The sequence below is a fragment of the Methylobacterium sp. GC_Met_2 genome (genome assembly GCF_026540795.1).
In the GTDB taxonomy this organism is placed as follows: Bacteria; Pseudomonadota; Alphaproteobacteria; order Rhizobiales; family Beijerinckiaceae; genus Methylobacterium.
On sequence record NZ_JALNUM010000160.1, the window covers coordinates 1 to 11558 of the forward strand.

At 70.5% G+C, this 11558-nt stretch carries 10 protein-coding genes and 1 pseudogene; 7 read left to right on the plus strand and 4 right to left on the minus strand.

The window, feature by feature from the left end:
- The coding region (locus OXS49_RS30680; RefSeq protein WP_267428378.1) for an FtsX-like permease family protein at nt 1-2477 on the plus strand (2477 nt) is incomplete at its 5' end.
- Between the two features lie 685 nt (nt 2478-3162).
- On the opposite strand, the gene soxR is transcribed toward OXS49_RS30680, so the two are convergent.
- On the minus strand, nt 3163-3624 hold the full coding sequence (gene soxR / locus OXS49_RS30685) for a redox-sensitive transcriptional activator SoxR (protein WP_244004025.1): 462 nt from the start codon (nt 3622-3624) through the stop codon (nt 3163-3165).
- Nucleotides 3625-3811: 187 nt separating this feature from the next.
- Here soxR and OXS49_RS30690 point away from each other — a divergent pair, with 187 nt between their 5' ends.
- The 3 genes and pseudogenes from OXS49_RS30690 to OXS49_RS30700 all read left to right on the plus strand — a co-directional run bounded on the left by OXS49_RS30690 (nt 3812) and on the right by OXS49_RS30700 (nt 6621).
- Nucleotides 3812-4537, plus strand: a complete 726-nt coding sequence (locus OXS49_RS30690; protein ID WP_244004023.1) for an SDR family oxidoreductase — start codon at nt 3812-3814, stop codon at nt 4535-4537.
- A gap of 339 nt (nt 4538-4876) precedes the next feature.
- Nucleotides 4877-5647 (plus strand): Bax inhibitor-1/YccA family protein, encoded by a 771-nt coding sequence (locus tag OXS49_RS30695; protein ID WP_244004021.1) that lies wholly within the window; start codon nt 4877-4879, stop codon nt 5645-5647.
- A gap of 96 nt (nt 5648-5743) precedes the next feature.
- Nucleotides 5744-6621: pseudogene (locus tag OXS49_RS30700) on the plus strand (dihydrodipicolinate synthase family protein).
- Nucleotides 6622-6631: 10 nt separating this feature from the next.
- On the opposite strand, the gene OXS49_RS30705 reads toward OXS49_RS30700, so the two are convergent.
- Nucleotides 6632-7006, minus strand: a complete 375-nt coding sequence (locus OXS49_RS30705) for a DUF2794 domain-containing protein (RefSeq protein WP_244004017.1) — start codon at nt 7004-7006, stop codon at nt 6632-6634.
- Between the two features lie 349 nt (nt 7007-7355).
- Here OXS49_RS30705 and bluB point away from each other — a divergent pair, with 349 nt between their 5' ends.
- A complete protein-coding gene (bluB, locus tag OXS49_RS30710) occupies nt 7356-7994 on the plus strand; it encodes a 5,6-dimethylbenzimidazole synthase (RefSeq protein WP_244004015.1) in 639 nt (212 codons plus the stop codon).
- Nucleotides 7995-8176: 182 nt separating this feature from the next.
- The gene (locus tag OXS49_RS30715; protein ID WP_244004013.1) at nt 8177-8686 is read left to right on the plus strand and encodes a L,D-transpeptidase; all 510 of its coding nucleotides are present in this window, start codon (nt 8177-8179) and stop codon (nt 8684-8686) included.
- Nucleotides 8687-8819: 133 nt separating this feature from the next.
- Here the strand turns inward: OXS49_RS30715 and OXS49_RS30720 are convergent, their stop codons facing one another.
- Nucleotides 8820-9128 (minus strand): cupin domain-containing protein, encoded by a 309-nt coding sequence (locus tag OXS49_RS30720; protein ID WP_244004011.1) that lies wholly within the window; start codon nt 9126-9128, stop codon nt 8820-8822.
- 60 nt (nt 9129-9188) lie between these two features.
- The gene (locus tag OXS49_RS30725; RefSeq protein ID WP_267428379.1) at nt 9189-9470 is read right to left on the minus strand and encodes a DUF1674 domain-containing protein; all 282 of its coding nucleotides are present in this window, start codon (nt 9468-9470) and stop codon (nt 9189-9191) included.
- Between the two features lie 70 nt (nt 9471-9540).
- On the opposite strand from OXS49_RS30725, the gene OXS49_RS30730 reads away from it, so the two are divergent.
- Nucleotides 9541-10905, plus strand: a complete 1365-nt coding sequence (locus OXS49_RS30730) for an RsmB/NOP family class I SAM-dependent RNA methyltransferase (protein ID WP_267428380.1) — start codon at nt 9541-9543, stop codon at nt 10903-10905.
- Nucleotides 10906-11558: the final 653 nt, after the last annotated feature.

The following is an 11558-nucleotide window of genomic DNA, read 5'->3' on the forward strand; positions in this document are numbered from 1 at the left end:
CGGTGTTTCTCGCCTGCATCGCGCTGGGCGTCATGGCCATCGCGGGCGTGGCGTCGATCTCGCGCTCGCTCTCGGACGGGCTCGGCCGGGAGGGCCGGCGGATCCTCGGGGGCGATCTCGCGTACAACCTCATCAACCGCGAGGCGACCGACGCCGAGAAGCAGGCCCTGGCGCGGGAAGGCAAGCTCGATACCGTCGCCTCCCTGCGGGCCATGGCGGTGGCCGACAGCGGCGACGCGGCCCTGGTCGAGCTGAAGGCCGTCGACCCCGCCACCTACCCGGCGGCGGGCGAACTCGCCACCGATCCGCAGGCGCCCGTCGCCAACCTCCTGGCCGAGCGCGACGGGGTGCCGGGCGCTCTGGCCGATCCGGCGCTGCTCACCCGGCTCGACATCAAGGTCGGCGACCGGATCGCGCTGGCCGGCCATCCGGTGGCGATCCGCGGCACCCTCGTATCCGAGCCCGACAAGATCGCCGGCGGCATCGGCTTCGGGCCGCGGCTGATGATCTCCGAGCCGACGCTGCGCGCCACCGGTCTCGTCCAGCCCGGCAGCCTCAACCGCTGGAGCTACCGCCTCATCCTGCCGCCCGGCACCCCCGATGCCGACCTCGACGCCGCGCAGGCCCGGATCCGCGCCGCCACCCCGGAGGCCGGCTGGGAGATCCGCTCGCGCAGCAACGCCGATCCGCGCTTCGCCAAGAGCATCGAGCGCTTCACGCAGTTCCTGACGCTCGTGGGGCTGACCGCGCTGATCGTCGGCGGCGTCGGCGTCGGCAACGCCGTCCACGCCTTCGTGGAGCGCAAGCGGCCCGCGATCGCGACCCTCAAGAGCGTCGGCGCGCCGGGCTCGCAGGTGGTGGCCCTGTACCTGACCCAGGTGATGCTGATTGCCGGGATCGGCACCCTCATCGGCCTCGTCGTCGGCGCGAGCCTGCCCTTCGTGCTCGACGCGCTGTTTTCGGCCGACCTGCCGCTGCCGCTCAACCCCACGCTCGCCCCGGGGGAACTCGCGCTCGCCGCTGCCTACGGCCTGATCACCGCATTCGCGTTCGCGATCACGCCGCTCGGCCGCGCCCACGACGTGCCGGTCTCCGGCCTCTTTCGCGACACGGTCGATCCCGCCCGGGTCAGCCCGCGCTGGCGCTATCGGGTCCTGCTGGGCCTGAGCCTCGCGGCGCTCGTCGGCCTATCGGTGGCGACCGCCTTCGACCGGCGGGTGGCGCTGATCTTCATCGCGGCCGCCGCCATCGCGTTCGGCCTGCTGCATGTGGTGGCACTCGGCCTGATGGCGCTGGCCCGCCGCCTGCCGCACCCGCGCTGGCCGGCGCCCCGGATGGCGCTGGCCAACCTGCACCGGCCGGGCGCGCTGACTCCGGCCATCGTGTTGTCGCTCGGCCTGGGCGTGACGCTCCTCGTGACGCTCAGCCTGATCGACGCCAATGTCCGCCGCACGATCAGCGCGACCCTGCCGGCCCGGGCGCCGAACCTCTTTTTCCTCGATATCCCCTCGCGGGACGCGGGCGCGTTCCGGGACTTCTTGGCGCGCGCAGCGCCCAATGGGAAGATCGAGGACGTGCCGATGATGCGCGGCCGGATCGTCGCCCTGAACGGCGTGCCGGCGAGTCAGATTCGCCCGCCCGAGGACGCCGCCTGGGTGCTCGACGGCGACCGCGGCATCACCTACGGCGACACCGTGCCGGAGGGCTCGAACCTCACCGAGGGCGCGTGGTGGAGCCCGGAGCAGGGCGCCAAGCCGCTGGTCTCCTTCGAGGCTGACCTCGCCCGCCAGCTCGGCCTGAAGCGCGGCGACACAGTGACGGTGAACGTGCTCGGCCGCGACCTCACCGCGACGATCTTCAACCTGCGCCGGGTCGAGTGGCGCAACCTCGGCATCAACTTCGTGATGGTGTTCTCGCCCGGCACCTTCCGGGGGGCGCCGCATTCCGACCTCGCCACCCTGACCCTGCCGGGCGGCACCGATGCGGCCACCGAGAACCACATCCTGCGGGATGTCGCGAAAACCTTCCCGTCGGTGAGCGCCGTGCGGGTGAAGGATGCGCTCGACGCGATCGGCGACCTCGTCGGCCGGCTGGTCCTGGCGATCCGGGGGGCGAGTGCCGTGGCGGTGCTGGCGAGCCTGTTCGTGCTGGCCGGCGCCATCGCGGCCGGGCACCGGGCGCGGCTCTACGACGCCGTGGTGCTCAAGGTGCTGGGGGCGAGCCGATCGCGCCTGCTCTCGGCCTACGCCATCGAGTACGCGGCGCTCGGCCTCGCCACGGCCCTGTTCGGCCTCGCGGCCGGCAGCTTCGCCGGCTGGGTGATCGTCGCCAAGGTCATGCACCTCGATTTCCGTCTGGATCTGTCGGGCGCGCTGATGGCGGCCGGGGCCGCGGTGGCGCTGGCGATCCTGCTCGGGCTGCTCGGCACGTGGCGGATCCTGGGGCAGAAGCCGGCGCCGTACCTGCGGCAGATCTGAAGGCGCGCGCACGGTACCCGACAATTGTCTGCCAACACGGGTGGCAAGCGCGACATGCCCCCTCTCCCGTGCGGGAGAGGGTTGGGGTGAGGGTCGAGAAGGTTCAGGATCGCGCGCACCTTCCAAGGCGCCGATCGGTCGCGCCTCTTCCGGACAGGTCTCATCCCTCACCCGGCTTTCTGCGAAAGCAGACCTCTCCCGCACGGGAGAGGGGACCCGCGCCTCATGCCGCGATGGTGGCGTCGCTGTCGTAGACCGTGATCGGCGACATCGCCTCGAAGGGAAGCCGCTTCCAATCGTCCGGTTTCGCGCTCACCGGCGTCTCCAGTCTGCGAATCGTCCGGCGGGGACGAGATCAGCCCACCTCATACGGTTTCCGTCTGAACGCTTCGGTTGATGCGTCTCTGCCGTCATCACGAGCGAAGCGAAGTGACCCGGGGCAGCGCGACGTCTGCAAGGGTGGCGCTCTTGGATTGCTTCGCTCCGCTCGCAAAGACGGCGGGGCCGAAGCCATCAACCGGACACCGCCTCAGAGCTGGGCGGACCGTCGCAGCGCCGGCAAATCCGCTCGGAGCATCGGCGCGGCGTGGCGTGCCGACCTCAACGCGCGCGTTGGCCGTCGGAGCTTGAGCACGTGACGGAACGTGCCGTTCGCATGGAGGCGACCCCGCCGGCGCCAGCCCCGTCAGCCCTCTTGGCGCTGCAGGAGCACCGGCCCCTGGCCCGCGCGGCCGAGCCGGTCGGACGGGTTGCGCAGCGGGCATTCTGTCTGGGACAGGCAGCCGCAGCCGATGCAGCCGTCCAGCCGGTCCCGCAGCCGGGTCAGCCCGTCGATGCGCGCCTGGAGTGCGGCCCGCCAATCGGCGACCATCGCCCGCACCGCGGCCGCCGTGGGCTGCTTGCCCATCGGGATCGGCTTCAGCAGCCCGGCGATCTCGGCCAGGGGAACACCCAGACCCTGCGCCACCCGGATGATCGCGACGCGCCGCAGGATGTCGCGCGAGAAGCGCCTCTGGTTGCCCTCGGTCCGCGTCGACGCGATCAGGCCCTTCGCCTCGTAGAAGTGCAGCGCCGAGACCGCGATGCCGCTGCGGCGCGCGACCTCGCCGACCGTCAGAAACGGGGACAGTCCCGCCCGCGTGCCCATGCTCGATTCCAGCTTGCTCGACTCCAACCTGCCCGACACCCTCTTGACCTCAACTAAGGTTGAGGTTCGATAAGCGAGTCGGCTTGCCGGTGCAAGCACCTCGGCCGCGGGCCGGGGGCACGTCCGGGCCGACGCTCCTGCGCGCCGCGTGGGCAGGGTCCGGCTCCAACAGAGCGGACACGACGACATGAACGCGAAACCCACCCTCGCCCTGGTCAGCGGCGCCAACCGCGGCATTGGCCTCGCGATCGCCACCGGCCTCGCCCGGAAGGGCGCCCAGGTGCTGCTCGGATGCCGGGACCTCGGCAGGGGCGAGGCGGCCTGCAACGCCCTGCGCGCCGAGGGGCTGCAAGTCCGCCCCGTCGAGCTGGACACCACGGCGGCATCGAGCGCCTCGAACCTGGCCACGCTGATCAAGCAGGGCTACGGATACCTCGACATCCTGATCAACAATGCCGGCATCGGCGTGGATCACGACCCGACGCTCACGGCCTCCGACCGTCTGAGGCGGACCATGGCGGTCAATGTCCTCGGCCCGATCCTCCTGACCGACGCGATGGTGCCGTTGTTGGAGGCGTCGGACCACCCCCGCATCGTCAACGTCTCGTCCGAGCTGGCCTCGTTCGGCCTGCGCGCCAACCCGGACTGGGCCTTCGCCGGATTCAGCATGCCGATCTACCAAGCCTCCAAGGCGGCGCTGAACGCGCTGACGCTCAGCTACGCGGCCCAGCTCCGGGACAAGGGGATCAAGGTCAACGCGATCTGCCCCGGCTACACGGCCACGGAGGCCACCAACTACGCCGGTACCCGGACGCCCGAGCAGGCCGCGACCGTCGCGATCGCCTACGCGCTCCTCGGCGCGGACGGTCCGACCGGGACCTTCGCGAACGAGCAGGGCCCGCTGCCCTGGTAAGCCGGCCCGGAGCCGCTCCCGCGCGGGGGCCGGCTCCGCTGCGCCCGGCGCTGGGAGAAGCACACGCTCCAAGACTTGCTCCGGATTCTCGACCGGGAGCGGCGGCAACCGTCAGTCGAACTCCGGCCGCTCCGCGGAGAATGCATTTTAATCCCTGATCCGATGGAGAAAAATACATCCTCCGGACATCGAAAACCGGCCCTGCAACCGTGGCCGGGCACTTGTGTCGGAGGCGTGCGCGCAACATATTCCGGTTCGAGGTGCCAGCCTGGCGCCAGAGGTCCTGCGTGGGCCTCGCCCGAAACACCACGCTGAGAGAGCCTCCGCAAGGAAACTCCCATGGCATTCGAGAACAGCCCCTTCCGGTACGGCGCCCAGCAGCCGTCGGGCTACGCCGGCACCCAGGTCGAGGTCGACCAGGGCCTGCGTGCCTTCATGCTCGGCGTCTACAACAACATGGTCGTCGGCCTCGGGATCTCCGGTCTCGTCGCCCTCGGCCTGAACATGGCCTCGGTCGCGGCCTATCAGGGTACGCGCCCGATTCTGACCCCGTTCGGTCAGACCCTCTATCTCAGCCCGCTCAAGTGGGTGCTGATGCTCGCCCCGCTGGCGTTCATCTTCATCTTCTCGATGCGGATGGACCGCATGTCGGCCTCGTCGGCGCGGACGATGTTCTTCGCCTTCGCGGCGGTGATGGGCGCCTCGATGTCCTCGCTCCTCCTCGTGTTCACCGGGGGTAGCGTGGTCCAGGTGTTCTTCATCACGGCGGCGGCCTTCGGCTCGCTGAGCCTGTGGGGCTACACCACGAAGCGCAGCCTGTCGGGCATGGGCTCGTTCCTGATGATGGGCCTGATCGGCATCATCCTCGCGTCGCTCGTGAACATCTTCTTCGCTTCGTCGGCCCTCCAGTTCGCCATCTCGGTGCTGGGCGTGCTGATCTTCGCGGGGCTGACCGCCTACGACACCCAGAAGCTGAAGGAGATGTATCTCTACGGCGGCTTCAACGGTGAGATGGCGGCCAAGATGTCGGTCAACGGCGCCCTGACCCTCTATCTCGACTTCATCAACATGTTCCAGTTCCTGCTCAGCCTGATGGGCGACCGCCGCTAAGGCGGGACGGACTGATGGATCGAGGAGACCCCGGCGGGCAACCGCCGGGGTTTCTTTTTGCCTGACCGGCCGGCGCGCGGGCGCTATCCTACCGTCATGCTGAGAATCACCGGCCTCTCCGCCTTCCCGATCACGCCGAGCGACGCCGACGGCCGCGTCGATGCCGCCGCCCTGCGCCGGCTGCTGGAGCCATTGGCGACGGCGGGGGTCGATTCGATCGGCCTGCTCGGCAGCACCGGCACCTACGCCTACCTGTCCCGGGACGAACGGCGGCAGGCGGTCGAAATCGCCGCCGAGACGGTCTCCGGACGGGCACCCCTCCTGGTCGGCATCGGCGCGCTGCGCACCGACGAGGCGATCCGTCTGGCCCGGGATGCGCAGGCGGCGGGAGCGGCCGCGGGGCTCCTCGCCCCCGTCTCCTACACGCCGCTCACGGAAGCCGAGCTGGTCGCGCATTTCGAGGCGGTGGCGGGGGAGGGCGGCCTGCCGCTCGTGATCTACGACAATCCCACCACCACGCATGTGCGGTTCTCGCCGGAGCTGATCGGCCGGATCGCGCGCCTGCCCGGCGTGGTGGCCGCCAAGTGCCCGCCGCCGGTGCCGGGGTCTCCGCCCTGCGCGCGGCAGTGCCGGCCGGTTTTCCCGTCGGCTTCAGCGGCGACTGGAACGCCACGGAGGCCCTGATCGCCGGCGGCGCCGCGTGGTTCAGCGTCGCCGCGGGCCTGTTCCCGCAACCGTGCCGCGCCATCGTCCGGGCGGTGGAGGCGGGCGACGCGGACCGCGCGCGGACCCTGAATGCGGCACTCGAACCGCTCTGGGCGCTGTTCAAGGCCTATTCGAGCCTGCGGGTCGTCTACGCGCTGGCCGACATCCTGGGCCTCTGCCGGGCCGAGCCGCCGCGTCCGATCCGGCCGCTGCCGCCGGAGGTCCGGGCCGAGATCGCCGGGACCGTGCGCGGATTGTCCCTCTCATGAGATCGCCCGGTCAGACCGCCTTCGGCGCCGGCTCCAGCACGGCGATGACCCGGGCGAGGTCGGTACCGCGCTTCAGGATCTGGCCGCTGGCGGCGATCACCGCGTAGGCGCCCTGGCGGCGGGCGAGCTTCGGATCCTTCTCGATCCGGTAGAGCGGCATCTCGGAGGCGCGGCGATAGATCGAGAACACCGCCTTGTCGCGGCGGAAGTCGAGGGCGTAGTCGCGCCACTCGCCCGCGGCGACCTGCCGTCCATAGAGGTTGAAGAGCACGCGCAATTCGTCCCGGTTGAAGGCCACCTGGGGCGGCGCCGCGCGGGCGGGAAAGGGAATCACATGCCCCGCCGCCTCGTCGGCCCCCGGCCCGGGGCCCATCCTCTCGGTCATCCTAACTCCCGCACGCCGTTGCTTTGCCGGATGATGGCCTCCGCCGCAGCCGCCCGCAAGGGTGGGGACCGGGCCCGGCCGTGTCGCACGCGACACACCCAAGCGACAAAAAACACCGTTCCGCCCGATTCGCGCCTTTTGCGAGCCGCGTTGCAGTGGCACAACAGATGGTGAACCTCGCCGGTTTCTGACCGGCCGGCGCCGCGACCCAGCTCCCCAGCCATCGGTCGCCGGTCGGGATCCCAGGACCCGGCACTCCGAGGTTTCGAGACCCAAGACTTCAGGCCGCCCCATCCGGGCGGCCTTTTTTCTGTTCCGGTCCGGGCCGGGATGCCTGTATGCCACCGTCATGGGGCCGCCCGCCTTCGACGACACCTTTCTGCAGGATCTCGACGCGCTGTTCGCGTGGCGCCGCGACGTGCGCCGGTTCCGGACCGATCCGGTCGACGGGAGCCAACTCGACGCGTGCCTGGCCGCGGCCCACCGGGCGCCCTCGGTCGGCAACAGCCGGCCCTGGCGGTTCGTGCGGGTCGCGGATCCCGACCGGCGCGCCGCCGTGATCGCGAGCTTCGGCCGGTGCAACGCGGCGGCGGCGGAACGCTACGACGCGGACCGGGCGGCGCGCTACCGGGCGCTGAAGCTCGCCGGCTTGCGCGAGGCGCCGATCCATCTCGCGGTCTTCTGCGACGGAGCGACCGAGACCGGCCTCGGGCTCGGCCGGGCCAGCATGCCCGAGACCCTGGCGTATTCGGTGGTCGGCGCCATCCAGTGCTTCTGGCTCGCCGCCCGGGCGCGGGGGCTCGGCGTCGGCTGGGTCTCGATCCTCGAACCCGAGGCGGTGACCGCGATCCTGTCGGTGCCGGAGACGTGGCGGCTCGTGGCCTATCTGTGCGTCGGCCATCCGGTGGAGGAGCATTGCGATCCGGAGCTGGAGCGCCACGGCTGGCAGGCCGAGGATGCGCGCGGCCGCCGCTTCATCGAGCGCTGAGCGGTCGCGCAACAGGATCGAAAGTCGTGCCGAAGATCTCGGCGGACACATTTACGTTGCTGCTTTACCGTAATCAGTGGTTTTAGGCGCCATCCACGTATCAACCATAGCTCTCACTGGAACGGCAAGCTCGGCCGTGGATTACTCGGCCGCAGACGCACTTGCTGATCGAGGAACGGGTTATGTCGGGTCGAGTGGCGGCTTTATTGGGTCTGACCGGCGCCTTGCTGGCCGGATGTTGCGGCGGCGCGCAGGCCCGCGAGGTCGTGCCGTTCCAGAACGGGGTCGCGCCTGGTTCGATCGTGATCAGCGTGACCCAGCGCAAGCTGTATTTGGTCAACGGCGACGGGACGGCGCTTCGCTATCCGGTGGCGGTGGGCAAGCCCGGCAAGCAATGGTTCGGCACCGCCGCCATCGACGGCAAGTACGTGGCGCCGGCCTGGTCGCCGCCGGCCGAGGTCAAGCGCGACAACCCGCGCCTGCCGAACCTGATCGCGGGCGGCTCGCCGCACAACCCGATGGGCGCGGCGGCTATGACCCTGCAGGGCGGCCAGTACGCGATCCACGGCACCAACCGGCCGAGCTCGGTCGGCACCTACGCGTCCTATGGCTGCATCCGGATGTACAACCAGGATGTGGTCGATCTCTACGCCCGGGTCGATGTCGGCACGCCGGTCTACATGACGCACTGAAATCAAGTCCTGGTTTCGAAAGGGCGAGCCCTTTCGCGGGTCCAGGGCAGAGCCCTGATGAACGTCCAGGGACAAGCTCTCAGGGCTCCGCCCTGAGAACCCGCCAAAGGGCTCGCCCTTTGGGAACCCGATATTACCCAGCCGGCGGCGCGGTCGCCTCGACGGCCGTGAAGGTCTCCAGGATCCGGTAGGTGTGCTCGGCCCCGGCCGGCACGCAGTAGGAATCCCCGGCCGCGAGCGCCACCGTCTCGGCCCCGACCACGAGCTCCGCCTTGCCGCTGATCACGTAGCCCACGGTCTCGTGGGGGGAGGTGGTCATCGGCTTGTCGGCGTTCGGCTCCTCGGCGCGCCACATCCGCATGCCGAGCCGCTCGCCCCGGGCCAGGGTAATCTCGCCGTGCGGCCCCTCGGCCGCACCACGGGCCGATACTTTCGTCGCCATCGCGTTCGCTCCCTGTCGATCAGGCAGGGGGAACGGCCCTCGGGCCGCCGCGTTCCGGGCTCAGAAGTCGACCGCGAGGCCCTTCACCTCCCAATCGTCGTAGCGCACCGGCTCAAGGCCGCCCCGGCCCTGCCGCTCGGGCTTGGCGCTGATCTCGGCCGCCCGGGCGTCGATCGCTGTGCGGCGCTCGGCCGCCTCCGCGAGGGCGCGCTCCGCCGCGGGGCTCAGCGCCCGGGGTGCGGCCTCGGTGGTGTTCGGGTCTTGTCCGTTCGGGTCTTGTCCGTTCGGGTCTTGTCCGTTCGGGTCTTGCCAGTTCGGGTCTTGCCAGTTCGGGTCTTGCATCGCGCTCGCTCGGGTGTGAGGGCGTGGACCGAGAGAATTCGGCTCTGGAGCAGAAGTGGCATCGCGGGACATCGACCGCAACACGCGGACAAAGACTTCAACGCCAGACACGGGTTCCGATACGGCGGGCCTCGGCGCCCGGCGCGCGGCGCAGCAGGCGGTCGTGGCGCTGATCGGCCAGGAGCGGCCGCCCGCGCTCGACGAGGCCCTCGCGCTGGCGATCCGCACCGAGGCGCTGGCACCGGCGGACGCCGCCCTGGCGCGCGCCATCGCGGTCGCGACCTTCCGGCATTACGGCCTGATCCGCGCAGCGCTCGCCCAGCGGCTGGATCGCGGGCTCCCTGACGCCAAGCCGCAGCTCACGGCCCTGCTCGCCACCGCGGCGGCCCAGATCCTCGATCTCGCGGTCCCCGATCATGCGGCGGTCGACCTCGCAGTGCGGCTCGCCAAGGCGGACAACCGGACGGCCCATCTCGGCGGCCTCGTGAACGCGGTGCTGCGCCGGATCGCCCGGGAGCGCGACACCATCCTGGCCGAGGGCTCGGACGCGCTGGCCATCAACACGCCGGACTGGCTCGCCCGCCGCTGGAGCGCCGCCTACGGGCCGGAGCGCGCGGGCGCGATCGCGCGGGCGCATCTGGCCGGCGCCGCGATCGACCTGACACCACGGGGGGATCCGGGAGCGTGGGCCGAGCGGCTCGGCGCCGTGCGGCTTCCCACCGGCTCCCTGCGCCTGCCGGAGAACGGGCCGGCAATCCCGGAGCTGCCCGGCTTCCAGGAGGGGGCATGGTGGGTGCAGGACGCCGCCGCCGCGATCCCGGCCCGGTTGCTCGCGCCGCAGCCCGGCGCCCGCGTGCTCGACCTCTGCGCCGCCCCCGGCGGCAAGACGCTGCAGCTCGCCGGCACGGGCGCGCACGTCACGGCCATCGACCGGTCCGCGCCGCGGCTGGAGCGCCTGCGCGAGAATGTCGCCCGGCTGGGCTTCGATGTGGAGATCGTCGTCGCCGACGCCCTGGCGCTGGAGGGGCAGGACCACGACGCGGTGCTGCTCGACGCGCCCTGCTCGGCCACCGGCACGATCCGACGCCATCCGGACGTCGCCTGGACCAAGTCTGAGGCCGACATCATCCGGCTCGCCGTGCTTCAGAGGAAGCTTTTGGACCACGCGGCCGGGCTGGTGCGGCCGGGCGGGCTTCTCGTTTACTGCACCTGCTCGCTGGAGCCGGAGGAGGGCGAGGCCCAGGTCGCGGCCTTCCTGGCGCGCGATCCCCGGTTCACGCGTGTCGCGGTGCGGCCCGAGGAGGTCGGCGGGGCGGCCGAGCTGATCGATGCCAACGGTGATCTGCGCACCCTGCCGTGCCATCTCGCCGAGGTTCCGGGGTCCCGCGGCGGGTTGGACGGGTTCTTCGCAAGCCGGTTGCAGCGCGCGGGGTGATGCGGGCGGCTCGGCGTGACCATCGATTGCGTCGAGGTGTCCCGCGGTTCGGCAGCGAAATCGGGGCCTCTCCATCCTCTGCGGGCGACGATGCGCCTGTTCCGCTCGGACACTGACGGCCGTTGCAGGGCGCGACGCCCCCCACGGGCGGGCTGCGATATTCACAGATCGCAGTTCGGCTGTGACAGGCGTGCTCCCTCCTCTACTTGCGGATTCTACACATTCGGTCTGGCAACGCAGGCTCAGGCTCGAGCGCGGGTCCCCTCTCCCGTGCGGGAGAGGGACAGGGTGAGGGCTGAGAACTCTCCGCAAGAGGCGCGACCTGACTGCGCTTCTAAGCAAAGTTGCGTTGGCACGCCAACGCATCCTCCGCTTAGGTTCTTGGCCGCGCGCAGGTTTTCATCGCAAAACCGGCGGCCACTTTTGCGAAACCTGCTTAGGGTGTACTCGATCCCGAAAGTTCTCGTCCCTCACCCCAACCCTCTCCCGCTCGGGAAAGGGGGTCCGTTGCGTTCCGTCATCGACCCCAGTGCCCAATGGAGATGTGTGAGTATCGTAGCCCCCTCTGTGGAGTCGGGAGAAGCGCAGCCGCCAACCGTGTGTCACCCTTGACAATGTTCCTATTTTGTGCTCATTAGCCGCCACCTGTCCAT